The organism is Gibbsiella quercinecans (genome assembly GCF_002291425.1).
GTDB classification, from domain to species: Bacteria; Pseudomonadota; Gammaproteobacteria; order Enterobacterales; family Enterobacteriaceae; genus Gibbsiella; species Gibbsiella quercinecans.
On record NZ_CP014136.1, the window covers coordinates 2,978,398 to 3,002,677 of the forward strand.

A 24,280-nucleotide genomic window follows, 5' to 3' on the forward strand; every position below is an offset into this window, starting at 1 on the left:
ATCGCTTAATTTGATTACGACTCAGGGCTGCTCCCTCTCCCGACGGGAGAGGGTTGGGGTGAGGGGATTACTCGCCCTTCGCCTCAGCCAGCATACTCACGCTTTCAATCGTCAGCTTGATTTCCGGGGTGATCAGATCGCTCAACATGGTGTAAACCTCCATGGTGTGCTCACGGATCGCGTCGCCGCTGTCGCTGATATACCCCTCTTCGCGCAGCGTTCCCACCAGGGTGGCAAATACCGCTTTATCGAAGAACTCCGGTGCGTTGATGCCGTGCAGCACCGACAGGCGCTGGGCCATGATGCGGCTTTCTTTTTCCAGCGCACCGCGGTTGATGCTTGGGTTGGCGCTGAGAATCGACATGGTAATCGCATAGCGTTGCAGCGTTTCACGCACTCCGGCGGCCAGCAACTGCAGCGGGCGAATGCGCGCCGGGTTCAGTTGCAGCTCGTCATCGCTATAGCTGATTAACTGTTGGCGCGCCAACTCGTCGATCATCGGCTGCAGCACCTCCGGCAGCTGTTCCTTACCGTAATGCAGGAACAGTTCCGCTTTCAGCATTGGATAAATCAGGCCGATCTGGCGCAGTAGTTCGCTGCGCGACACGCGGCGGTGATGCATTACGATGGTGGCGATCAGCGAAGGCAGCACCAACATATGGTGGATATTGTTACGGTAATAGGTCATCAGCACCGCCTGCTCGCGCGGCAGGATGATGATGTCGCCGATGTTATCCTTTTCCACCCCGAACTTATCCATGCCCAGCGCGTGATCCAGCAATTCTTTCGCAGTTTGAGCCGGTACGGTGGCGTCGGCGGCGTAAGGCACGTTACGCATCAACTGCAGGTAGCAATCCAACTGTTCGATCAACTGCTCACGGGTCAGCGAACGTTGGCGCGAAGCCAGCAGGGCGGTGGCGCACAGGTTCATGGCGTTGGCGGCGGCGGCATTGTTGATGCGCACCATGATTTTGCCGGCAAGATCGTTCACCGTTGGCGTCAGCCAGCTTGGGCGCTGGGCTTCGATCGGATCGATAGCGTCACGCCACTGAGGCACATGCTGGTTGAGATAGGTGGTCAACGGCAGCGGTTCGCCGAAGTTGACGTAGCCCAGGCCAAGATTGCGCAGTTTGCGCAGGCCACGCAGCATTTGCAGCAGGTTTTCTTTTTCTTTGGTGGCGCCGCGCAGCTCTTTGGCGTAGGTGCCCACTTCCATCACGTGCTCGTAGCCGATGTAGATCGGCACCAGCGTGATTGGGCGTGTGCCGCCGCGCAGCATCGCCTGGATGGTCATCGCCAGCGTGCCGGTTTTCGGCTCCAGCAGGCGCCCGGTGCGGGAGCGGCCGCCTTCGACAAAGTATTCCACCGAGTAGCCGCGGGTAAACAGTTCGCCCAGGTATTCACGGAACACCGTGGAATACAGCTTGTTGCCTTTGAAGGTACGGCGAATGAAAAAGGCGCCCAGGCGGCGGAAAATCGGCCCGGCCGGCCAGAAATTCAGGTTAATGCCGGCGGCGATGTGCGGGGGCACCAGCCCCTGGTGATACAGCACGTAGGACAGCAGCAAGTAGTCCATGTGGCTGCGGTGGCAGGGAACATAGACGATTTCGTGGCCGTCCTGCGCCAGTTGGCGCACGCGTTCGGCGTTGGTAACGTTGATCCCTTGATACAGGCGGTTCCAGGTCCAGCCCAGCACGCGGTCTGACAGGCGCACGGTTTCGTAGGAGAAATCGGCGGCGATCTCTTCCATCAGCGCAATGGCGTTCTGCTGCGCTTTTTCGTGAGAGATTTTTTTGCTGCGCGCTTCGTCCTCAACGGCTTTTTCAATCGCCTTGGAAGCCAGCAGCTTGTTGAACAAGTCCTGGCGCGCCGGCAGGCTCGGGCCGACCGCGGCCAGGCGCTGGCGGGCGAAATGCATGCGCGCCACGCGTGCCAGTTTCTGCGCAATGGTTTGATCGGTGCCGTGTTCGTTCGCCATATGGCGCAGCGAAACGGTATTGGAGAAGCGGACGAAGCTGTCGCGCCCCAGCCACAGCACGGCGAAGAACTTCTGTATGCCGTTCAGCAGACGCAGGTGCGGGGTGCCGTGGCCTTCCCGGCCGGGGGAGCGGCCGAACATGACGGAAACCGGCAGCATCTGGATATCGAGATCCGGATTGTTGCGGTGCAGATCCAGATAGTCATGAAACAGCTTGACCGACTCTTCTTTCGGCGTGTAGTACCGGAACACACGCGGGCCGTCGTGAATAAACACATAGCCGGGCAGTACGGTGCCGTCGATTTCCAGCGGAGTGAGCGGATCGGGCAGATCCTGCGCCAGACATTGGGCCCGCAGCGTGAGTAAATCCGCCTTCGAGTTATAAGGTAAAACGTACAAAATCGGCCGAGTGGGATCCAACCCTAACTCCGCGACCGGATCTGACGGGATAACCTTACTTCTTACCAGCAGTTTTAGTAAAGAACTCAATAAGTTATAATAAATTTTACGCCAACTTGACATAACAACGTGAAGCCTCTTGTTAGCAACGCGCCGCAAGCATACCAGAAACCGCTTTGCAGATCTGTGGTGTTAAAAAAGCCGATGCCGTTAAAATGATGTTTTACCCCTGAAAAAGGCGCCCGTAAATGGCAAATCAAGCAACCGGTCTAACGCGTATTATTAAGGCGGCAGGTTATTCCCGGCAGGGGTTTATTGCCGCCTGGCAAAATGAAGCGGCGTTCCGCCAGGAAACCCTCGCCGCCGTGCTCGCCATTATTTTGGCCGCCTGGCTGGACGTTGGGGCGATCGCCCGTATTTTACTGGTGGGTTCCGTGATCCTGGTGATGATCGTCGAGCTGCTTAACAGCGCAATCGAAGCGCTGGTCGATCGCGTGGGCACCGAGCACCACGTGCTTTCCGGCCGGGCAAAGGATATCGGTTCGGCGGCGGTGACGCTGGCGATCATACTGGCGCTGTTTGTTTGGGGCAGCGTGCTGTGGCAGCACTTTGCCTGAATAGCCGCCGCCATTAGGCTGTTTTTCGCCGGTTTTGCGCGCCTACTCCCTGATTTTTATTTATTCTGCGGTTCCCAATCCCCCCGCACCTGTATATACTCACAGCAAAACTGTATAAACAAACAGGGGGCGGGATGAAAGCACTAACTACCAGGCAGCAAGAGGTCTATGACCTGATTCGCGATCATATTTCGCAGACGGGCATGCCGCCCACGCGTGCCGAGATCGCATTGCGTCTGGGGTTCCGCTCGCCGAATGCGGCTGAAGAGCACCTGAAGGCGCTGGCGCGCAAAGGGGTGATCGAGATCATCTCCGGCGCCTCGCGCGGTATCCGCCTGCTGATGGAAGATGAAGACGGCCTGCCGCTGATTGGCCGCGTGGCCGCCGGTGAGCCGCTGCTGGCGCAGCAGCATATCGAAGGGCACTACAAGGTTGATCCTTCCCTGTTCAAACCCAACGCCGATTTCCTGCTGCGGGTAAAAGGGATGTCGATGCGCGACATCGGTATCCTTGATGGCGATCTGCTGGCGGTGCATAAAACGCAGGACGTGCGTAACGGCCAGGTCGTGGTGGCCCGTATCGAAGATGAAGTGACCGTCAAACGCCTGAAAAAACACGGCAACGTGGTTGAATTGCTGCCGGAAAACAGTGAATTCAAACCGATCGTCGTCGATCTGCGTGAGCAAAACCTCACCATTGAAGGGCTGGCCGTCGGCGTTATTCGCAACGGTGACTGGATTTAACCCCCTGCGTTTCCCCCTGATGTAAATCGCCCCTGTCCAGGGGCGATGCCTTTCTTGCTTTTTCAATACGCACTGCCACAGGAATAGGTTGCTATGCGCTTGATTACCGCCTTCTTTAGTGACAACGACAAAGCGCTGTGGCGTTTGGCGTTGCCGATGATCTTTTCCAACATTACCGTGCCGTTGCTCGGTTTGGTCGATACGGCGGTGATCGGCCACCTCGACAGCCCCAGCTATCTTGGCGGCGTCGCCGTGGGTGCGATGGTCACCAGCTTCCTGTTCATGCTGTTCTTATTCCTGCGCATGAGCACTACCGGGCTGGCGGCTCAGGCGCAGGGCGCCGGCGATGCGCAGCGGCTGGCCCAGGCCTTTGTGCAGCCGTTGCTGCTGGCCGGGATTGTCGGCCTGGCGATACTGTTGCTGCGCCGGCCGCTGATCGGACTGGCGTTGCAGGTTGTCGGCGGCGATGGCGAAGTCTTGCAGCAGGCGCGGCTCTTTTTGGATATCCGCTGGTTAAGTGCGCCGGCGGCGCTGGCCAACATGGTGCTGCTGGGGTGGCTGCTCGGCGTGCAGTACGTGCGTGCGCCGGTGCTGTTGCTGATCGCCGGCAACCTGCTGAATATTGTGCTGGATGTGTGGCTGGTGATGGGGCTTGGCTGGAATGTGCAAGGGGCTGCGCTGGCGACGGTGGTGTCCGAGTATGCCATGCTGCTGTTTGGGCTATGGCTCGCCTGGCGGGTGATGAGGCGGCGGGGCATTTCACTGCCGATCTTGCGCCAGGCCTGGCGGGGAAACCTGGGCCGTTTGCTGGCGCTGAACCGGGATATCATGCTGCGTTCCCTGCTGCTGCAGTTGTGCTTCGCCTCGTTGACCATTCTTGGCGCCCGGCTGGGCAGCGAAGTGGTGGCGGTTAACGCAGTGCTGATGAACCTGCTGACCTTTACTGCCTATGCGCTCGATGGTTTTGCCTATGCGGTGGAAGTGCACTCCGGCCATGCCTATGGCGCGCGCGACGATCGCAAGCTGCATCAGGTATGGCACGCCGCCTGCCGGCAGGCGGGCCTGGTCGCGCTGGGATTTGCGGCAATTTACGCCGTTGCTGGCCAACAGATTGTTGGCGCACTGACCTCCTTACCGGCGCTGCGTGAACTGGCAAACCACTACCTGGGCTGGCAGGTGGTGCTGCCGCTGGTCAGCGTGTGGTGCTACCTGATGGATGGCATGTTTATCGGCGCGACCCGCGGCGCGGAAATGCGTAATAGCATGGCGGTTGCCGCCGCCGGCTACGCGCTGGCGTTGCTTACTCTGCCGCTGCTCGGCAACCATGCGTTGTGGCTGGCGCTGTGCGTGTTCCAGATGCTGCGTGGCATTACGCTGGGGTGGCTTTGGCTGCGCCATAACCGGCAGGGCACCTGGTTTGCGCACGAGCGGGCCAGGGAGTAGCCTCCCATTCATTGTGGTTTTTGTTAATATCATGTTACATCTTGCTGGGTAAAGAAAACCCTGGTTATCGGGTTGTTTTGTTGTTGTTTTTAACTAAAAAATCGCTTATTTATGGTGTTTATTGCTGGCTTTTATTTTTAATCCAGAATCTATAGCTAATATTAGTAATGTGGCTGGCTGATTAGGCAACGGCTTAATCCAGTGCAGATGAGGAAAATCTGTTACTCACTTTGGTCAGTTAGGCCAGCCGGATTATCTGAAACTGACTCACTTTAGTTACGGAGAGAAATGATGAACAAAGATCAAGCTGGCGGTAACTGGAAGCAGTTTAGAGGTAAGGTCAAAGAACAGTGGGGCAAGCTGACCGATGACGATATGACGGTCATCGAAGGGAAGCGCGAACAGCTGGTCGGCAAAATTCAGGAACGCTACGGCTACCAGAAAGAGCAGGCCGAAAAGGAAGTCAAATCCTGGGAAGACAGCAACAAATTCCACTGGTAACAGGCACCAGGTTTTACCTTTACGGCAATCTAAAACGGTACAGGGACGTACCTGGTTATTTCCCCGCTGTACGTCCCGCCGGTTATTTCTTCTTCACTACAATGCTGTGATCGTGATCGCAATCATGCGGATGCTTACAGGCTTCTACCTCTACGCAGTCAACGCACAGGCCGTGCGCTTCAACCACGCTGTGGCGCAGGGCAAAGCCGGACTCTTTCGCCAGCTTTTGCAGCGTTTCTTCGATGCCGTCGGTCGTGCGCTCGGTCACTTGCCCGCAGCGATCGCAGATAAACAGCGCTGAAGTATGCATCGGCTGTTCAAAGTGGTGACACAGCACATAGCTATTGGTGGACTCCACCCGGTGGATAAAGCCTTGCTCCAACAGGAAATCCAGTGCGCGGTACACCGTCGGCGGCTTGGCCTGCGGCTCGGCCACCCGTAGCAGATCCAACAGATCATAGGCGCTGATGGCACCGGGCTGTTGTGCCATCAGGCGTAACACTTCCAGCCGTTGCGGCGTCAGGCGCACATTGCGTTGCTGGCAAAGGTGCTCAGCCTGCGCGAGCAGCTTTTCCTGGTTGGTTGGGTTCATGGCAAATATCCCGGTACGTAAAAAGGCGACTTTACCATGTTTAGGGGCAATAGCCGAGAGGTGCGCGCGTTTGCACGGGGTGAGGTTTCGCACTGCACTGGGCGCGGGTAATTTACGACACGATGACGAGTAAAAAACGGATTTATCTGGCTGTTGCAGATTCAAAAAATGGAGAATGCCAATCCAGAACGGGTAGTTGGCGATGCGCCGTTTTTGCTTGTCATAACACATAGCCCGATCTTCGGGCTATTTGGGGAATCAGGCAAACACTACGGTCAAGCTGCCCGGTGTCCGGCGCGGCTTTCCTACCACGATTTGCACATCGCGCCCTAAGCGGGTCAGGCATTCCAGCATTTTGGCTTCACTGATGCCCCGGAACTGCCCACGCAGCATATTAGATACCTTGGGTTGCGTCATTCCCAGCAGTTTTGCAGCTTGTTCCTGTGTCAGGCGACGGCTTTTAATGATGTTGCCAATGGTGGTGGCAAGCTGGGCTTTTACCCGCATTTCCTCTGCGTCTTCTCTGCCAATATCGGCATAAACGTTGCCGCTGCTGATTTCAATATCATGGCTCATATTATGCTCCTCTGGCATGGCTTTCTGCGGCTTTCAGCCGTTCACGGATTTTGTCCATATCGGGTTTCGGTGTGGCAACCCCTGATGAAGACTTTTTCTGGAATACGTGCAAAACATAGACGGCATCACCGAACTTAACGGTATACACCGCACGATAAGTATCACTGAAAAAGTCTTCAACCACCTCAAGCGCGCCAGCGCCGCCAAACCCTTTCAGTGGCTTGGCCTGGGCATGTTTACCGCCTGCCTGCGCCAGATGCAGGGCATAGCCGAAAACATCCTGTACATCCTCGGGCAATGACTGGAGGTCTTTCTTGCTGCTGCCAACCCAATATAGTGGCTTCATCCGCGTTATCCATGCGTTGAATTATATCCATTTGGGTATAATCTAACATGGCTAACGGTCAATGTGTAGTCAAGAACGGAGAGGCATATATTTGATTCGTTTGTGGAGATGATACTGGCGATGTCGCAGTCAACCGGCATATTCAGTCCGTCACTTTTAGTACCATCGGCTTTGCCTCCAGGGTGAACGGTTTTCCCGATAGCGGTGATTTTTCCCTTGGCGCCTACGGTGCGGCGGCAGCGCAATGTACCCTCTGCGCGCTGGCGCTTGCCTATGCTATAGTAAGTCAAATTCCATTCTTTTCCACAGCACCCCATCTTTGAACTGGGGGCTAAGAATGCCAAAACACCCTGAAAAATTTAAAAATGCATCAAAATAAAGAATCGCAAAACGCGGTGCAAACTCGTGTGCTGCCTGAAGAATCGGCTAAATTTCCGCCGCACCGTTTTTCCATCGCGCCGATGCTCGACTGGACCGATCGCCATTGCCGTTACTTCCACCGTCTGCTGTCCAGGCAGGCGCTGCTGTACACCGAAATGGTCACCACCGGCGCCATTATCCATGGCAAAGGCGACTATCTGGCGTACAACCAGGAAGAACACCCGCTGGCGCTACAACTGGGCGGCAGCGATCCGGCGGCGTTGGCGCACTGCGCCAGGCTTGCTGAACAGCGGGGCTATGATGAAATCAACCTCAACGTGGGTTGCCCGTCCGATCGGGTGCAGAACGGTATGTTCGGCGCCTGCCTGATGGGCCAGGCGGCGTTGGTGGCGGACTGCGTGAAAGCGATGCGTGATGCGGTATCCATCCCGGTGACGGTAAAGACGCGCATCGGCATTGACGATCAGGACAGCTACGCTTTCCTGTGCGATTTTATTTCGACGGTGGCCGGGCGCGGCGAATGCGAGATGTTTATTATTCATGCCCGGAAAGCCTGGCTTTCCGGGCTAAGCCCGAAAGAGAACCGCGAAGTGCCGCCGCTGGATTACCCGCGGGTCTATCAGCTCAAGCGTGACTTCCCGGCGCTGACCATCGCCATTAACGGCGGCGTGAAAACGCTGGCCGAAGCGCAGCAGCATCTGCAACATGTTGATGGCGTGATGATGGGGCGTGAAGCCTATCAAAACCCAGGCGTGCTGGCGCAGGTGGACCGCGAGTTGTTTGGTGCCGAAACGCCGGCAATCGACAGCGTGGCGGTGGTCGAGGCGCTTTATCCCTATATTGAGCGTGAGCTGGCCAACGGTACCTATCTCGGCCATATCACCCGTCACATTCTGGGCCTGTTCCAGGGCGTGCCGGGCGCGCGGCAGTGGCGCCGCCACCTGAGCGAAAATGCCCATAAGCCGGGGGCGGATGCGCGAGTGGTCGAGCAGGCGCTGAGCCTGGTACGGCAACCGCGGGCTGATGTGGCGTAATTCACTATTGTTCTGACTAACAGTTGGCGATTTTCACCCGGCTGGCGGCCGCAGTGAATATCACTTACGCGTAAAATCAAGCCGTTAGCATTGCGTGCGGCTTGGCACGCTTCTTGTAACTGACAGGTGAGATACCGTGTTTTGCCAAGGAGCAATCATGTTGGAACTTTTCTTTATCATTGGCTTCGTCGTCATGCTGTTGGTGACCGGCGTTTCTTTACTGGGGGTGATCGCCGCCCTGTTTGCGGCCGCGGCGTTTATGCTGCTCGGCGGCCTGTTCGCCATGATGTTCAAACTGCTGCCGTGGCTGGTGCTGGCGGTGGTTTGCGTGTGGATCTACCGTGCGGTGCAAAAGCCGCAGATACGCCGTTATTGAGCGGGCATTGTGTTGAATTATCAGGCACTCCCTCAAAAGAGGGAGATTCATGCCGGCCGAATGCGGCAGAGATCACACCTTGGAAGTTTAGCGGCACGTAAGCATGTTTTTTATGTTGAAGGGCTGCTAGGATAGCCGCCGAATCGCCGATGCGAATGATTTCATCACCGTTGGGAATAAACCGATAATTCGTGTTGCACAAGCAACCCCCGTTCCCGGCGGACTCTGCTCCACCCCTACGACAACCCTGCAGTAATAAAAACAGAAAGCCCCTTGTGGGAAAATGCCAGCCAGCTAATCCCTGGCTGGCATTTTTATTGCTGCGCTTAATCAGCCGGCCGTTCAGGGGATCAGCAAACTGGAACCAACCGTTGCGCGGCTCTCTAACACCTGGTGCGCCCGCTGCGCATCCCCCAGCGCAAACTTCTGCTCATCGCGCACATCCACATTGATCGCCCCACTGCTAATCTGCGCAAACAGCGCATCGCTGGCTGCCTGCAGCTCTTCACGGTTCGTCACATAGCCGTTCAGCGAAGGGCGCGTCACGTAGAGCGAGCCTTTCTGGTTCAGGAGCGCCAGATCCACCCCGGTCACCGGGCCGGAGGCATTACCAAAGCTGACCATCAGCCCGCGGCGTTTCAGGCTGTTGAGCGAAGCCAACCAGGTATTTTTGCCCACCGAGTCATACACCACGCCGACTTTGGCGCCATCGGTCAGTTCCGCCACGCGCTGGGCGATATCCTGGGTGTTGTAGTTAATGGTGGCCCAGGCGCCGGCCTGCTGCGCCAGCTCGGCCTTGACATCTGAACCGACGCTGCCGATCAGCCGGGCGCCCAACGCTTTTGCCCACTGGCAGGCGATCAGCCCAACGCCGCCGGCGGCGGCATGGAACAGAAAGATTTCGCCCGGCTGCACCACGTGGGTCTGGCGCAGCAGATAATGGACCGTCAGGCCTTTAAGGAACGATGCCGCGCCCTGTTCGAAGCTGAGCGCATCAGGCAGCAGCGCCACTTTGGCGGCCGGCACGTTGTGGATTTCGCTGTAGGCGCCCAGCGGCGCCTGGGCATACACAACCCGATCGCCGGGCTTGATGCCGCTGACGCCGGTGCCCACTTTGCTGACCACGCCGGCCGCTTCGGTGCCCAGCCCGGACGGCAACTGCGGCGGCGCATACAGGCCGCTGCGCACATAGGTGTCGATATAGTTGATGCCGATCGCCTTGTTGGCAATCTGTACTTCGCCCGCCGCAGGATCGCGCGGGGTAAAATCAACGTATTGCAGCACGTCCGGCCCGCCGGTCGCGGCGAATTGAATGCGTTTAGCCATGATCGCTCCTCAGGTAACCTATTCAGCCCGTGGCCCAATTGTTGGGGCATGGGGATTTATCATTATGTATACTGACGCGTCGTCACTTGATAACAGGTAATTTATTCCCACTATGGCAGGAAAGAAACCCACCAACAAATCTTACGAGGCCCAGGCACCCCGCGATCGCCAGATGGAAGGGCTGAAGATGCCGCCGCATTCGCTGGAGGCGGAGCAATCCGTGTTGGGCGGTTTGATGCTGGACAACGAGCGCTGGGACAATGTGGCCGAGCGCGTGGTGGCCGGCGATTTCTTTAGCCGCCCGCACCGGTTGATCTTCACCGAGATGCAGCGCCTGCTGGAGATGAGCAAGCCGATCGATCTGATCACCCTGTCTGAATCTCTGGAGCAAAAAGGGGAGCTGGATTCCGTCGGCGGCTTTGCCTACCTGGCGGAACTGTCCAAAAACACCCCCAGCGCGGCCAACATCGCGGCCTATGCAGACATCGTGCGCGAGCGCGCAGTGGTGCGGGAAATGATCTCGGTTGCCAATGAGATCGCCGATGCCGGTTATGATCCCCAGGGGCGCAGCAGTGAGGATCTGCTCGATCTGGCGGAATCGCGCGTGTTCCAGATTGCTGAAAACCGCGCCAATAAAGACGAAGGGCCGAAAAGCATCGATCAGATCCTGGAAGCCACGGTGTCGCGCATCGAATCGCTGTACCAGACGCCGCATGACGGCGTGACCGGGGTGGACACCGGCTATAACGATCTGAACAAGAAAACCGCCGGCCTGCAGAAATCAGATTTGATCATTGTGGCGGCCCGTCCGTCGATGGGTAAAACCACCTTCGCCATGAACCTGTGTGAAAACGCCGCCATGCTGCAGGAAAAACCGGTGCTGATTTTCAGCCTGGAGATGCCCGGCGAGCAGATTATGATGCGTATGCTGGCTTCGCTATCGCGTGTGGACCAGACGCGGATTCGTACCGGCCAGCTTGACGATGAGGACTGGGCGCGCATTTCCAGCACCATGGGGCTGCTGCTGGAAAAACGCAACATGTATATCGATGACTCTTCCGGCCTGACGCCAACCGAAGTGCGTTCCCGCGCGCGGCGTATTTTCCGCGAGCATGACGGCCTGAGCCTGATCATGATCGACTACCTGCAATTGATGCGTGTGCCGTCCCTGTCGGATAACCGTACGCTGGAGATCGCCGAGATTTCCCGCTCGCTGAAGGCGCTGGCCAAAGAGCTGCAGGTGCCGGTGGTGGCGCTGTCGCAGCTTAACCGCTCGCTGGAGCAGCGCGCCGATAAACGCCCGGTTAACTCGGATCTGCGTGAATCCGGCTCGATCGAGCAGGACGCCGACCTGATCATGTTTATTTACCGTGATGAGGTCTATCACGAGAACAGCGATCTGAAAGGTATCGCTGAAATTATTATCGGTAAGCAGCGTAACGGCCCGATCGGCTCCGTGCGGCTTACCTTTAACGGCCAGTGGTCGCGTTTTGATAATTACGCTGGGCCACAGTATGACGAAGAATAATTAACCGAGCCGATCTCAATAGCCCTTGTGCCTTCAGGCACCTATTGAACCCAGGCTTTAAGGAACTGAAATGAAAGCGGCAACCGCTGTAATCGACCGCCGCGCTCTGCGACACAACCTGCAACAGGTGCGCCGTTTGGCGCCACAAAGCCGCCTGATCGCCGTTGTGAAAGCAAACGCTTATGGCCACGGCCTGCTGGATACGGCACACACCCTGCAAGACGCAGACTGCTACGGCGTGGCGCGCCTGAGCGAAGCGCTTACGCTGCGCGCCGGCGGCATCGTTAAACCCATTCTGCTGCTGGAAGGCTTTTTCGCCGCCGAGGACTTGCCGCTGCTGGCGGCCAACAATATTGAAACCGCCGTGCACAGCAACGAGCAGTTGGCCGCGCTGGAGCAGGCCGACTTGCCGCGCCCGCTGCGGGTGTGGATGAAGCTGGATACCGGCATGCATCGGCTGGGCGTGCATCCTGAGCAGGCTGAAGCCTTCTACCAGCGCCTGTGCGCTTGCCGCAGCGTGGCGCAACCGGTGAACGTGATGAGCCATTTTTGCCGCGCCGACGAGCCGCAATTGGACGTAACGCCGCAGCAAATCGCCTGTTTTGAACAGTTCACGCAAGATAAACCGGGGTTGCGGTCTATCTCTGCCTCCGGCGGCATTCTGCTCTGGCCGCAGGCGCACTACGACTGGGTGCGCCCAGGGATTATTATGTACGGCGTCTCGCCGCTGGCGGAGCCTTATGGCGAGAGCTTCGGCCTGCAGCCGGCGATGGCGCTGACCTCCAGCCTGATTGCGGTGCGCAGCCATAAGGCCGGCGAGCCGGTGGGCTATGGTGGCACCTGGGTGAGCGAGCGCGACACGCGGCTTGGCGTGGTGGCGATTGGCTACGGCGACGGTTACCCGCGCAGCGCCCCCTCCGGCACGCCGGTGTGGATCAACGGCCGAGAAGTGCCGATCGTCGGGCGGGTTTCGATGGATATGATGTCGGTCGATCTGGGGCCAGACAGCACCGACAGCGTCGGGGATGAAGCGCTGCTGTGGGGCAAACCGTTGCCGGTTGAGCGTATCGCCGCCTTTACCGGCATCAGCGCCTATGAGCTGATCACCAAACTGACGGCGCGCGTGGTGACGCAATACCTCGGCGAATAAACCCTTCTTGCCGCCGGTATGGCCGGCGGCGCAGCGCGGGTACCGTTGCCCGCGTTATTCCAGATAAAACACTGCTTTGAGTTCCTGGCTGATCGGGCTGTTGTCCGGGTTGCTCGGCATCAATGCACACATGGACGCCCACCAGCGCTGGCACACTTCGGTGCCGGCCACTGCGGCCCAGCGCGCCTCGGACTCAATCTCTACCGTAGCAAACAGCAGGTGGCGATCGGCGTCGAGATAAATAGCATAGTGATGAGCACCGTGCTGTTTAAGAACCGCCGCCAGTTCCGGCCAAATCGGCGTATGGCGGCGCTGATATTCTTCATGCGCATCGGGGTTCACCTGCATCACAAAGGCTTTGCGGATCATAGCGCCTCCAGGTACATCTCACGCACCTCTTCACGGGAAGCGCTGCGTGGGTTGCAGGGCGCGCACGGATCGGCCAGCGCCTTATCCAGCCAATTTTCAATATCGGCCTGCGATATCCCCAGCTGTTGAAACCCGTCGGGAATGCCGACGCGGCGCGACAGTTGGCGGATTGCGGCAATCGCCTGCTGGCTGGCCTGCTCGTCGCTCATGCCCTGACGATCCACGCCCATCGCTTCGGCGATACGCGCAAAGCGCGCCACCGCCTGCGGCCGGTTAAATGCTTCGACGATCGGCAGCAAAATGGCGTTGCAGACGCCGTGCGGCAGATTGTGCGTGGCGCCCGGCTGGTGCGCCAGGGCGTGCACCAGCCCCAGGCCGGCGCTGTTAAACGCCATGCCCGCCAGATATTGGCCGTAGGCCATGTATTCACGCGCCTGCAGATTGTGCCCGTCGTCCACCGCTTTCGGCAGCCACTGGCAAATCAAGCGGATGGCCTCCAACGCGGAGGCGTCGGTCAACGGGTGCGCGCCGACGGAAACATAGGCTTCAATCGCGTGGGTGAGCGCATCCATGCCGGTGGCGGCGGTGACGCTGGCCGGGATCTCCAACATGACACTGGGATCATCAACCGCGATATCAGGAATAATATTCGGATCGATGATCACCTCCTTGACCTGGCGCCCGCTGTCGATAATCACCGCGTTGCTGGTCATCTCGGCGGCGGTGCCCGCCGTGGTATTGATCGCCACCAACGGCACGCCGGCATGGGCCACTTTGCCCACCCCAGCGTAAGCGGTGGAAGGGCCGGGGTTGGCGGTGAGGATTTTGATGGCTTTGGCGGTGTCGATCGGGCTGCCGCCGCCAAAGGCGATGATGTAGCTGCAATTGGCGGCGCGGTAGGCCGCCAGCCCCTGCTGCACCAGTTCTTCGGTTGGGTTGGGGAACACACGGTCGAACAGGGTATAGGGGAGCTGCGCGCTATCCAGGTTGGTGAACAGCGTGTCCAGCAGCCCTAACTGTACCAGTTGGCCGTCGGTGACGATCAACGCCTTGCCCCATTGTTTGCCCGCCAGCAGTTTCACCATATCGGCGATGGCGCCTGCGCCATGCAGGCTGATTTTCGGTAGTGCCAACATAAAGCTCATGATCTGTTCCTTATATCTTGAGTGCGGCGGCCATCGGCGTGACGCCAAAACGCTCGCCCAGGGCGATCAGTTGTTCGGTGGTGATGGTTTGCCGCATGCCGCCCATGGCGATCACTTTCACCAGCACTTCCGAGGATTTTTCCGCCGTGTCGATCAGGCCGAACGCTTCATCCAGCGTTGGGCCGGTGGCGAAGATGCCGTGATGCGGCCATAGCACCAGGCTGTGCGCGCGCATCTGTTCTGCGGTGGCGGCGCCGATGCCGTCGGTACCCGGCACCATCCACGGCACGATGCCTATACCGTCGGGGAACACCACCAGGCATTCGGTGCTGCCTTCCCACAGCTTGCGGGTGAAGCTGATGCTATCCAGTTCCAGCACGTAGCTCAGGGCGATCAGGTTGGTGGCGTGGCAGTGCATGATGACGCGGTCCGCCCCGCCGGCGAGTTGTTTGCGCACCGCGTGGGATTGCAGATGCGCCGCCAGTTCAGAGGTTGGCAAGCCGCCGTTCACCAGCCCCCAGTGAATGTGGTAGGCCATGCCGTCGTCGTTGATTTGCAGCAGCGCCAGGCTATCTGCCGGATCGAGCTGCACGTTGCGGAAAAACTTGCCGGAGCCGGTAACGATAAACCAGCATCCGGCCAGCGCCGGCGCCGGCTGGCTCAGTTCGACGCAGCGTGGTTCGGCGGCAAATTCATCGCGGTAGGGGGCGATATCTTCGGCATCCAGCCGCAGGCTGACATTGCCGCCGTTGCGCTCGTCCCAGCCTTTCAGCCACATATCGCTGGTGGCTTTCACCATGCCCTGAACAAACCATGAAGAGAGAATACGTTGCATAGGGGTTCCTTAGCGTTGGGCCAAAATTTGTTGTTCATAACGGCGGACGGTGGCGAGCCAGGAGGCATCCGCCGGGGTATCGTTGCGCAGGCAGTACATTTCCCACACGGCCTGCCACGGCAGGGATTTTTGCTCTTCCAGCAGCGCCAGGCGGGCGGTGTAATCCCCATCGTGCTCCAATTGGCGCAGTTGTGCGGTCGGTTCCAGCAGCGCGCGCAGCAGGGCTTTTCGCATGTTGCGGGTGCCGATCACCCAGGCGGCGATGCGGTTGATGGAGGCATCGAAGAAATCAAGGCCGATATGCACCCGGTCGAACAGATCGTGGCGCACGATTTCATTGGCGATGGCCTGGGTTTCGTCATCCAGCAGCACCACGTGATCGCTGTCCCAGCGCACCGGGCGGCTGACGTGCAGCAGCAGGCGGGGGATATACAGCATGGCGCTGGAGATCTTGTCGGAAATCACTTCGGTCGGGTGGAAGTGGCCGGCATCCAGGCATAGCGCGGTCTGGCGGCTGGTGGCGTAGCCGAAGTAGAACTCATTGGAGCCGACGGTGTAGCTTTCCGCGCCGATGCCGAACAGCTTGCTTTCCACCGCGTCGATATGGTGCGCCGGGTTGAGCTTTTCGGCGATCACGTCATCCAGCGCGGCCAGCAGGCGCTGGCGCGGCGCCAGGCGATCGACGGTAATGTCTTTCATGCCGTCCGGGATCCAGATATTCATCACCGACGGCGTGCCCAACTGTTCGCCAAAATAGGCCGAGACGCGGCGGCTGGCCTGGCAGTGTTCGATCCAGAACTGGCGGATTTCATCGTTGGCGTGCGACAGGGTAAAGCCGTCGGCGCTCAACGGATGCGAGAAGCACGATGGGTTGAAGTCCAGCCCCAGTTGGTTTGCCTTGGCCCATGCCACCCAGTTTGTGAAGTGCTCCGGTTTGATTTCGTTGCGCGGCACCTGGGTGTCGGCTTCAAGATAAATGGCGTGCAGGTTCAGGCGTTTGGGGCCGGGGATCAGGCTGAGTGCCTGTTCCAGATCGGCGCGCAGTTCGCCGGCGGTGCGCGCTTTGCCGGGGTAGTTGCCGGTGGCCTGAATGCCGCCGCTCAACTCGCCATCCGGGTTCTCGAAGCCCGCCACGTCATCGCCCTGCCAGCAGTGAATGGAGATCGGTAAACGATCGAGCTGGCGCAGGGCCTGTTCGACATCGACGCCAACGGCGGCAAAGCGTTGTTTTGCCAGCTCCCAGGCCTGATTGATTTGTGTAGTCATGCGCAAAGCTCCTTACGTGATTGACGATTTTGCAGAATCTGCGCGACGAAGCGGGCAGTTTCGCTATTTGAATCGGGGGTGAACTGTTGCAGCTCGCTGTTGCGGCCGATCAGCGCCCGGAAGGCATCGACGTCGGCGATTTCGTCCAGCGCCATCAGCTGGCAGCCAACGTTGCCCAGTGTCGAGGCTTCGATCGGCCCGGCGATCACCGTGATGCCGCAGGCGTCGGCGCACAGTTGGTTAAGAAAGTGGTTCTGGCTGCCGCCGCCGACGATATGCAGGCGGGTGAACGGCCGGCCGCGCAGCTCGCTAAGCTCCAGCAGCACCTGCGCATACAGCAGCGCCAGGCTGTCGAAGATGCAGCGCGCCAGTTCACCGGCGCCGGCAGGCACCGGCTGGCGGCTTTCGCGGCAGGCGGCCTGGAGCTCCTGGCTCATGTTCGCCGGGTTGATAAAGCGATCGTCGTTGGGGTTGATGATCGCGCGGCAGGCGGGGGCGGCCTGCGCCTGGCGGATCAGATCCGGCAGATCGTCGATCGCTTGCTCCTGAACGATGCGTTGCAGCAGCCACAGGCCCATGATGTTTTTCAAAACCCGGTAGCGCCCTTCCGCGCCGCCTTCGTTAGTGATATTGGCCGCCAGCGCGCGTTCATCGACATAGGGCGTTTTGCTTTCAAACCCCATCAGTGACCAGGTCCCGGACGAGAGATAAGCGGCATCGTCGCTGGCCAGCGGAGCGGCGATCACGGCGCTGGCGGTATCGTGCGTGGCGACGGAAACCACCGGAATGCGTTTTCCCTGCGCGCACACCCAGTGGCCGATAATGTTGCCCGGGTGGGTGGGCGTGCCCAGCCATTCGCGCGGCACCCCCGCCCAGTTCAGCAGGCGCTCATCCCAGTTATCGGTGTTGATGTTCACCATTTGCGTGGTGGTGGCGTTGGTGTATTCCCAGTTCAGCTTGCCGGTCAGGCGGTAATAGAGGTAATCCGGCATCAGCAGCGCGTGCGCCACCTGGCCCAGCAGTTCTGGCTGTTGTTCGGCCAGCGCGCGCAGTTGGTAGAGCGTATTGAACGGCAGAAACTGGATGCCGCTGCGCCGGTAGATCTCTTCGCGGCCCAATGCCTGCTGGGCGCGCGCCATGACGCCCTCGGTGCGGCCGTCGCGGTAAGCGATAGGCAGGCCAACGCGCTGGCCTTGTTTATCAATCAGTACATAGTCGACGCCCCAGGTATCAATGCCGATGGAATCGATGGCGGGCGCCTGGTCGCAGGCCTGTTGCAGCCCGAAGCGAATTTCGCTTTCCAGCGCATCCACGTCCCAGACGTCGTGGCCATCGATGCGCTTTAACCCGTTCTTAAAGCGGTGAACTTCACACAAGGCCAGGCTATGGTCCCGGTTGTCGTAACGCGCCAGCATCACGCGGCCACTGGAGGCGCCCAAATCAACGGCAACACTATGGCGGAGAGTCATGGTAGGTGTCCTTATTTGTCTCATTGCCCACCAGTCTAAGAAGTTCCCCGCGCGCCGACCTTCATGCCACTGACATCCGTAAGGGGCGGTTGGCAAAGAGAAAAAGGTGAGTGTGAGCAAGCTCACAGAATGTAATTTGGTGCCCAAACGGCACTGCTTGTGATGCCAGTCGCATTTCTGAATGATTCCGCCGTGTTTCTTAAAAAATGCACGGGATTTGCGCGTTTTTTTGTCAAAAAATGAAGGTGGCGTTGAGAATCGTTCTCTACTATCAAACGACGTTACAACCGAGTGGGGATGACAATGACCGTTTTACGCAGCGTTGATTTTTTCCCTTCCGAACACGCGTCGGTGGCGATCGAACCGCGTTTGCCGCAGCCGGAGTTTCCGGAGCATTACCATGATTTTTATGAGATTGTGGTGGTTGAGCACGGTACCGGTACGCATGTTTTCAATGGCCAGCCGTATACGCTCAGCGGCGGCTCCGTCTGCTTTGTGCGCGACCGCGATCGGCACCTGTTCGAGCATACGGAAAACCTGTGCCTGACCAATGTGCTGTATCGGGCGCCGAACGGGTTCAACTTTCTGACCGGCCTGGAAAAGCTGTTGCCGCAGGAGCAAGACGGCAATTATCTTTCCCATTGGCGGGTGAATCCGTGCATGTTGCAGCAGGTCAAACAGGTGATTGATCGCTTTGAAACCCTGGCGGATGATGCGGGGGCGCATGCCATCGCCGCGCGCGAGATTTTGTTTATGCAACTGCTGGTGGTGCTGCGCAAGAGCACACTGGCCGAGTGCGGCGAAGGGGATGAGGGGCGGCTGAACCACCTGATCGTCTGGCTGGAGGCGCATTTTGCCGAGGAAGTGTGCTGGGAGCAGCTCGCCGATCGTTTTCGCCTGTCATTGCGCACCCTGCACCGGCAGTTGAAGCAGCAAACCGGGCTCACGCCCCAGCGTTACCTGAACCGGCTGCGGTTGATGAAAGCGCACCATTTATTGCGCCACAGCGATGACAGCGTGACGGATATCGCCTTCCAATGCGGTTTTAGCGACAGCAACCATTTTTCCACCCTGTTCAAGCGGGAGTTCTCCTGCTCGCCACGGACGATACGCCAGGGGATCAACGCCTGAAGGCCGCCGTCGGCATGGTCAATCAGCTTCCCCGTGAATCCGCCGATAAAAAAAGCCGCTCCGTTATCCGTTGCGGCCGTCATCAAACATTCACTGATTAGGCTGCGTCTCGCTATTGCGGGACACAGCCTGGCATCGGCGCGGTTTAGCCGCATTGATAGGCGCTGTATTTTTGCTGCGTCGCTATATGGTCGGCGATATATTTGGCGTCATGCCATACGCCCCAAATAAACGCCGAGCCACGGCGCGATAACCAGGGCAGCCCCAGGAAATACACGCCGGGTTCACTTGATACGCCGCGTTGATGTTTGGGGTTGTTGTTTTCATCGAAAGCATTCACGTCGAGCCAGCTGTAATCCGTCTTGTAACCGGTCGCCCAAATAATGGTGGTAACCCCGGCGGCGGCTAAATCCAGCTGTAACGTGGGGTGGGTCATACAGGGCGGATCGGGTAAAAATTTACGCGCCTGCGGCTCTTCAGGAAGAACCAAACCATTGCGGGCAATATATTCGTCGGCGGCATCCAGCAGCGACAAATAATTCTGGTCCCCGTTTTTGATGTTCTCGCTCAGATCCGGCTGAAACGTCACCACGCCGTTGTGGAAACTTTTGGTCAGGCCGACCAGGTGCACGCCCTGATTTGCCAGCGCGCGGAAATCCACGGTATGGCCGCCGCGTGCGCCGCTGACCGCAATCGTCACGTGCTCTTTACCCGGTTGGTTTACCGTTGCATCCCACAGGCCAAGAACGCCTAACCACCAGCAAAAGTCACGGTTACGGTAGGCGCGCGGCGGGCGATCGTGAGCGCCGATCGAAAGATAGACCTTTTTACCGGCGCGTTGCAGTTCATCAGCAATTTGCACGCCGGATGAACCCGCCCCGACAACCAGCACGGCCCCCTCCGGCAACTGCCCGGGGTTCTTGTAATGGGCGGAATGCATTTGCAGCAGGCGCGCATCCTCGGGGGCGACCACGGGGATCACCGGGCGCTGGAACGGCCCGGTGGCCGCGACGATGCGGGTTGCTTCAATGATCCCCGCCGTGGTTTCAACGCGGAAGCCGGGGCGGCCCGGGTTACGTGCGGCGTGTTTGACTTCAACGCCGGTGCGAATGGGCGCCTGGTACTTTTCAGCATAATCGGCCAAATAGTCGGCGACCCGATCTTTCGGCACAAAATCGTCTTGGCCCATGCCTTTAAATTGCATGCCGGGAAAACGGTCATGCCAGGCCGGGCCATTGGCGACCAGCGAGTCCCAACGCCCGCTGCGCCAGGCTTCGGCAACCCGGTTTTTTTCTAATACCAGATGCGGGATGTTCAGCGTTGTCAGGTGCTCGCTCATCGCAATGCCGGCCTGGCCGCCACCCACGATAAGCGTATCGGTTTTGATGATTTCGTCTGTCATGTCTGTGTCCTTTGAAGCGCGTAGGAGAGAGAAAATTCACCGACTGCGTAGACACTCAGACTATTGAACAGACTTACCCCGGTAAAATATTATAAATCTGGTTACTAAACATATAATTTAAATGCTCTGCCACCGTAATTCCCTTGACCGGCGCTAATTGTTCGTTACCCGTGGGGCCACGCAATAGGCGATAGCGCAAGGATCGCCATTGGCAAGCAATAATGCGGGAACCGTCACCGTTTTTTTCGCCAGAAAAGCGGATATTTGCTGATGGTTTTTTTTCATGAGGCAGCGCTGTGGCCGATCAGTTAATCCTCAAAAAAGACGATTTCTTCGCTACTGCCACCCAGCCGGTGGCGGTGGCCGACCGTTATCCGCAGAATGTATTTGCCGAACACACCCATGAGTTTTGCGAAGTCGTGCTGATCTGGCGCGGCAACGGCCTGCACACCCTGAACGACCGGCCGTACCGGATAACCTGCGGCGATTTGTTCTATATCCGGGCGGAGGACCGCCACAGCTATGAGTCCGTTGATAAGCTGATGCTGCATAATATTATCTACTGCCCGGAACGGCTGAAGTTGAACGTCGATTGGGGGGAACTGTTGCAGCAGCGCCAGCCGCCGGGCTGCAGCCCGCACTGGCGGCTCAGCAGCCACGGCATGGCGCAGGCGCGCCAGGTGATTGGCCAGCTTGAACATGAGAGCCAAAAGCGCGATCAACTGTCCTACTGTTTGGCGGAAAGCCTGTTTTTGCAGCTTGCCATCATTCTGCGCCGCCATCGCTACCAGCCGGCGAGCGCCAGCGGCTTAGAAAAGGGCGAAGGTATTGATCTGCTGTTGGCTACGCTCGGCAACAGCCTGGCCCGGCCGTTCAATCTGCAGCAATTTTGCCAGCGCCAACAGCTCGCCGAGCGCCCGCTGCGGGAACTGTTCCGCCAGCAAACCGGGATGACGGTCAACCAGTATCTGCGCCAGTTGCGTATCTGCCAGGCGCAGCATCTGCTGCGCCATAGCGACATGCTGATCAGCGATATTGCCGCCCGCTGCGGTTTTGAAGACAGCAACTACTTTTCGGTGGTATTCACGCGGGAAACCGGGATGACGCCGCGGCTATGGCGGCAACGGTTCGGTGCCGCCACGGAACGGGAGAAAGCGCGCGCGCGTTCCGGTTCACTGTGCTAGCGCTTAGTTCGCCATACCCAGGCCAACGATGTTGGCGGCCAGAATAATCACGATGCAGCCAAGGCTCAGCACACCCACCGGGCGGCGGCCAACGTTTTTCCACTCCTTCAGCACCAGCCCCACCAGGCCGCCGCACAGCACGTAGAAGCTCATGTGCAGCATCCAACTGACGTAATCATACTGGGCCGGGATTTTGGCGTGGCCCCAGGCGTAAAAGAAGAATTGCAGGTACCACATCAGGCCGCCGAGCGCGGAAAACAGCAGGTTGCTGATGATAAGCGGCCTGGCGATGGAAAAATCGGCCTTGAGCGACAGCGTTTTTACCCTGGCCAGGCGGATAAAGCAGAAGCCAAGGTTAATCAGCGCGCCGCCGCCCATGATCACCACATAGCTTGGCAGCGCCACGTATAACGGATCAACGCCCAGCGCCGCTGCCGCTTCATGCATCGGCTTGGCGGCATCCATGGCGAATGACATCCCGGCGGAGAAGATACCGCACATGACGGCCAGCAGCAGGCCCTTTTTCAGGTTGAACTCTTCCGCCTGAATGCCCATTTTGCGCTCTTTCAACTGCCCGGCCCGGGTGACGATGCCCACGCCGATCAGCGCGACAAAGACGCCAAGCAGCGTCATCCTGCCGCCCGGCGTTCCGATCAGGACGTCAATTTTGCCGTTCAGGATCGGCGTCATCAGGGTGCCGACGATCAGCGTGATACCGATGGCGATACCGATGCCCATCGACATGCCGAGATAGCGCATGGTCAGGCCATAGTTGATATTGCCGATCCCCCACATGGCGCCGAACAGGAATACCGGCAGCAGGGTCGACAGGCTGAACGAACCGTAATAAGCCCAGAAATTGGGCAGCAGCGCGATGCTGACCGCCCAAGGGAGGATCAACCATGAAACCATCCCGCCCAGCGACCACATGGTTTCCCACGACCAATTCCGCACTTTTTTGAACGGAGCATAAAAGCAAGCGGCGCTGGCTGCCCCGATCAAGTGCCAAACTATCCCCATGGTTATTGCGTCACTCATTTTTCACTCCTCATTTTTTGAGTTGGCGGGGGATAGCGCTTCCCCCAATAGCCATGAGTCTATGGGGGTGGCAACAGGCCGACCTTCGGCGCAATGCCGCCGGTGGCATAAAGCTGGCAAAATTCAGTGGATGGGAAGGATGGCGATCACAGTTTGCCGTTTTTGGCGTGTAGGGCGGCGCTAAGCCGTGGGGGCGGGTGGTCAGGCAAGGGCGAGCGGTGTTACGGCAGCGGCGGCCAGGCTACCCGCCGCTGCTTATCGGGCATGGTTAACGGCGGTTTATTTCTTCGCGGCCAGCCACTGATCGAGCACGTGCTGGTATTCCCCGGTGGCTTTCGCCAGGTGCAGCCACTGATCGACATACAGCTTCCAGCTCATGTCGTCACGCGGCAGCATATAGGCCTTTTCGCCATACTGCATCGGCTGATCCGGGTTCACGGCGCACAGCTTGGGGTAGTGTTTTTGCTGATACAGGGCTTCGGAGGCATCGGTGATCATCACGTCCGCCTTGCGATCCACCAACTGCTGGAAAATCCCCATGTTGTCGTGGGACAGCGTTAAATCCGCTTTCGGCAGGTAGGCATGCACGAAGGCCTCGTTGGTGCCGCCCGCCGGCTCGATCAGGCGCACGCCGGGTTTATTGATTTGCTCGACGGTGCGGTATTTCTTCACATCCGTACAGCGTACCAGTGGGATTTTGCCGTCCACATCCAATTTTTCGGCGAAAAACACCCGTTTTTGCCGTTCCAGCGTGACGGAAATCCCGCCCATGGCGATATCGCATTTGCCGGCGACAAAGTCCGTCATCAGGTTTTTCCAGGTGGTTTTCACCCACTTCACTTTGGCGCCCAGGCTGTTGGCCAGCGATTCGGCCATCGCGATGTCGATCCCTTCATAGCTGCCGTCGTCCTTCAGGAAGGTATAGGGTTTGTAGTCGCCGGTGGTGCACACATCCAGCGTTTTTTGTTGCAGAACTTTGTCCAGGCGCGATTGGGCGCTGGCGCTCCCGGCGGCGAGCAGCAGGGCAAGAGGCAGTATTCTTTTCATGGAGTTCCCTTGTTACAAATGCATGGCTATACCCGTCATACTTCAAGTTGCAGGTGTGTTGGCTTTCCTTACTCACCCCAGTCACTTACTGGAGTAAGCTCCTGGGGGTTCGCAGCAAAGCCGCCTGCCTGCAACTCGAATTATTTTGGGTATAAAAGTACTACATAGCCGTTAATTGTTGTTGATTTATCGGCATTAGCCGTTATTTATGCCATCAATGGGCCGTTTGCTGTTGTATCCCGCCTTTTCGGCGCCAGGGGGACTACAACGGCAAAAAAACTGATAGTCTGATATCTCCATCATACGTCAAGTTGCTGCTGGATTGGGCCCATCTTTGGGCTTGCCCCAACGGGGCCGCTGCCGGGCGCCGTTACCAGCTCCCGCGCTGTTGAAAACGCCGGTAG

General features: G+C 58.5%; 23 protein-coding genes. 10 read left to right on the top strand and 13 right to left on the bottom strand.

What is annotated here, in order from left to right; genetic code table 11:
• Nucleotides 1-67: 67 nt before the first annotated feature.
• A complete protein-coding gene (gene plsB, locus ACN28Q_RS13865) occupies nucleotides 68-2,500 on the bottom strand; it encodes a glycerol-3-phosphate 1-O-acyltransferase PlsB (RefSeq protein ID WP_095846865.1) in 2,433 nt (810 codons plus the stop codon).
• Between the two features lie 125 nt (nucleotides 2,501-2,625).
• Here plsB and ACN28Q_RS13870 point away from each other — a divergent pair, with 125 nt between their 5' ends.
• The 4 genes from ACN28Q_RS13870 to ACN28Q_RS13885 all read left to right on the top strand — a co-directional run bounded on the left by ACN28Q_RS13870 (nucleotide 2,626) and on the right by ACN28Q_RS13885 (nucleotide 5,681).
• Nucleotides 2,626-2,994 (top strand): diacylglycerol kinase, encoded by a 369-nt coding sequence (locus ACN28Q_RS13870; RefSeq protein ID WP_095846866.1) that lies wholly within the window; start codon nucleotides 2,626-2,628, stop codon nucleotides 2,992-2,994.
• Nucleotides 2,995-3,128: 134 nt separating this feature from the next.
• Nucleotides 3,129-3,737: a transcriptional repressor LexA gene (gene lexA / locus ACN28Q_RS13875; RefSeq protein ID WP_095846867.1), complete on the top strand. Its 609-nt coding sequence runs from the start codon at nucleotides 3,129-3,131 to the stop codon at nucleotides 3,735-3,737.
• A gap of 93 nt (nucleotides 3,738-3,830) precedes the next feature.
• The gene (gene dinF, locus ACN28Q_RS13880; protein ID WP_095846868.1) at nucleotides 3,831-5,180 is read left to right on the top strand and encodes an MATE family efflux transporter DinF; all 1,350 of its coding nucleotides are present in this window, start codon (nucleotides 3,831-3,833) and stop codon (nucleotides 5,178-5,180) included.
• 291 nt (nucleotides 5,181-5,471) lie between these two features.
• Nucleotides 5,472-5,681 carry a CsbD family protein gene (locus ACN28Q_RS13885; RefSeq protein ID WP_095846869.1) on the top strand — a complete coding sequence of 70 codons (210 nt, stop codon included), beginning with the start codon at nucleotides 5,472-5,474 and terminating at the stop codon, nucleotides 5,679-5,681.
• 82 nt (nucleotides 5,682-5,763) lie between these two features.
• On the opposite strand, the gene zur is transcribed toward ACN28Q_RS13885, so the two are convergent.
• The 3 genes from zur to ACN28Q_RS13900 all read right to left on the bottom strand — a co-directional run bounded on the left by zur (nucleotide 5,764) and on the right by ACN28Q_RS13900 (nucleotide 7,195).
• Entirely contained in the window at nucleotides 5,764-6,273 is a 510-nt protein-coding gene (gene zur, locus ACN28Q_RS13890; protein WP_095846870.1) for a zinc uptake transcriptional repressor Zur, read from the bottom strand.
• Nucleotides 6,274-6,531: 258 nt separating this feature from the next.
• On the bottom strand, nucleotides 6,532-6,849 hold the full coding sequence (locus ACN28Q_RS13895) for a helix-turn-helix domain-containing protein (RefSeq protein WP_095846871.1): 318 nt from the start codon (nucleotides 6,847-6,849) through the stop codon (nucleotides 6,532-6,534).
• A 1-nt stretch (nucleotide 6,850) separates the two neighbouring features.
• Nucleotides 6,851-7,195 (bottom strand): type II toxin-antitoxin system RelE/ParE family toxin, encoded by a 345-nt coding sequence (locus ACN28Q_RS13900; RefSeq protein ID WP_095846872.1) that lies wholly within the window; start codon nucleotides 7,193-7,195, stop codon nucleotides 6,851-6,853.
• Between the two features lie 365 nt (nucleotides 7,196-7,560).
• On the opposite strand from ACN28Q_RS13900, the gene dusA reads away from it, so the two are divergent.
• Nucleotides 7,561-8,610, top strand: a complete 1,050-nt coding sequence (gene dusA, locus ACN28Q_RS13905) for a tRNA dihydrouridine(20/20a) synthase DusA (RefSeq protein ID WP_095846873.1) — start codon at nucleotides 7,561-7,563, stop codon at nucleotides 8,608-8,610.
• Between the two features lie 157 nt (nucleotides 8,611-8,767).
• Nucleotides 8,768-8,986 carry an envelope stress response protein PspG gene (pspG, locus tag ACN28Q_RS13910; protein ID WP_095846874.1) on the top strand — a complete coding sequence of 73 codons (219 nt, stop codon included), beginning with the start codon at nucleotides 8,768-8,770 and terminating at the stop codon, nucleotides 8,984-8,986.
• A 342-nt stretch (nucleotides 8,987-9,328) separates the two neighbouring features.
• On the opposite strand, the gene ACN28Q_RS13915 is transcribed toward pspG, so the two are convergent.
• The gene (locus tag ACN28Q_RS13915) at nucleotides 9,329-10,312 is read right to left on the bottom strand and encodes a quinone oxidoreductase (RefSeq protein WP_095846875.1); all 984 of its coding nucleotides are present in this window, start codon (nucleotides 10,310-10,312) and stop codon (nucleotides 9,329-9,331) included.
• A 112-nt stretch (nucleotides 10,313-10,424) separates the two neighbouring features.
• Here ACN28Q_RS13915 and dnaB point away from each other — a divergent pair, with 112 nt between their 5' ends.
• Together dnaB and alr are read left to right on the top strand one after the other, a co-directional pair.
• On the top strand, nucleotides 10,425-11,840 hold the full coding sequence (dnaB, locus tag ACN28Q_RS13920) for a replicative DNA helicase (protein ID WP_095846876.1): 1,416 nt from the start codon (nucleotides 10,425-10,427) through the stop codon (nucleotides 11,838-11,840).
• A gap of 70 nt (nucleotides 11,841-11,910) precedes the next feature.
• The gene (gene alr, locus ACN28Q_RS13925; RefSeq protein ID WP_095846877.1) at nucleotides 11,911-12,990 is read left to right on the top strand and encodes an alanine racemase; all 1,080 of its coding nucleotides are present in this window, start codon (nucleotides 11,911-11,913) and stop codon (nucleotides 12,988-12,990) included.
• A gap of 54 nt (nucleotides 12,991-13,044) precedes the next feature.
• Here the strand turns inward: alr and rhaM are convergent, their stop codons facing one another.
• Genes rhaM through rhaB form a run of 5 tightly spaced genes read right to left on the bottom strand, consistent with a single transcriptional unit; the run spans nucleotide 13,045 to nucleotide 18,074 of the window.
• Complete coding sequence (rhaM, locus tag ACN28Q_RS13930; RefSeq protein WP_095846878.1) at nucleotides 13,045-13,359, bottom strand: L-rhamnose mutarotase; 315 nt, start codon at nucleotides 13,357-13,359, stop codon at nucleotides 13,045-13,047.
• Nucleotides 13,356-14,504, bottom strand: coding sequence for a lactaldehyde reductase (fucO, locus tag ACN28Q_RS13935; protein WP_095846879.1), 1,149 nt, complete (start codon nucleotides 14,502-14,504; stop codon nucleotides 13,356-13,358). The genes rhaM and fucO overlap by 4 nt, the downstream gene beginning before the upstream one ends.
• 10 nt (nucleotides 14,505-14,514) lie before the next feature.
• On the bottom strand, nucleotides 14,515-15,339 hold the full coding sequence (rhaD, locus tag ACN28Q_RS13940; protein ID WP_095846880.1) for a rhamnulose-1-phosphate aldolase: 825 nt from the start codon (nucleotides 15,337-15,339) through the stop codon (nucleotides 14,515-14,517).
• Between the two features lie 9 nt (nucleotides 15,340-15,348).
• Nucleotides 15,349-16,605, bottom strand: coding sequence for an L-rhamnose isomerase (gene rhaA, locus ACN28Q_RS13945; RefSeq protein WP_095846881.1), 1,257 nt, complete (start codon nucleotides 16,603-16,605; stop codon nucleotides 15,349-15,351).
• Entirely contained in the window at nucleotides 16,602-18,074 is a 1,473-nt protein-coding gene (rhaB, locus tag ACN28Q_RS13950; RefSeq protein ID WP_095846882.1) for a rhamnulokinase, read from the bottom strand. Before rhaB ends, rhaA begins: the two co-directional genes overlap by 4 nt.
• Nucleotides 18,075-18,377: 303 nt before the next feature.
• Here rhaB and rhaS point away from each other — a divergent pair, with 303 nt between their 5' ends.
• Nucleotides 18,378-19,205 (top strand): HTH-type transcriptional activator RhaS, encoded by an 828-nt coding sequence (gene rhaS, locus ACN28Q_RS13955; protein ID WP_095846883.1) that lies wholly within the window; start codon nucleotides 18,378-18,380, stop codon nucleotides 19,203-19,205.
• Nucleotides 19,206-19,350: 145 nt separating this feature from the next.
• On the opposite strand, the gene ACN28Q_RS13960 is transcribed toward rhaS, so the two are convergent.
• Nucleotides 19,351-20,607 carry a flavin-containing monooxygenase gene (locus ACN28Q_RS13960; RefSeq protein WP_095846884.1) on the bottom strand — a complete coding sequence of 419 codons (1,257 nt, stop codon included), beginning with the start codon at nucleotides 20,605-20,607 and terminating at the stop codon, nucleotides 19,351-19,353.
• Nucleotides 20,608-20,903: 296 nt separating this feature from the next.
• Between ACN28Q_RS13960 and rhaR the strand changes: the two genes are divergently transcribed.
• A complete protein-coding gene (gene rhaR, locus ACN28Q_RS13965; protein ID WP_095846885.1) occupies nucleotides 20,904-21,791 on the top strand; it encodes an HTH-type transcriptional activator RhaR in 888 nt (295 codons plus the stop codon).
• A gap of 3 nt (nucleotides 21,792-21,794) precedes the next feature.
• Here the strand turns inward: rhaR and rhaT are convergent, their stop codons facing one another.
• Complete coding sequence (rhaT, locus tag ACN28Q_RS13970; RefSeq protein WP_095846886.1) at nucleotides 21,795-22,829, bottom strand: L-rhamnose/proton symporter RhaT; 1,035 nt, start codon at nucleotides 22,827-22,829, stop codon at nucleotides 21,795-21,797.
• A gap of 279 nt (nucleotides 22,830-23,108) precedes the next feature.
• Nucleotides 23,109-23,876 (bottom strand): transporter substrate-binding domain-containing protein, encoded by a 768-nt coding sequence (locus ACN28Q_RS13975; RefSeq protein WP_095846887.1) that lies wholly within the window; start codon nucleotides 23,874-23,876, stop codon nucleotides 23,109-23,111.
• Between the last annotated feature and the right edge of the window lie 404 nt (nucleotides 23,877-24,280).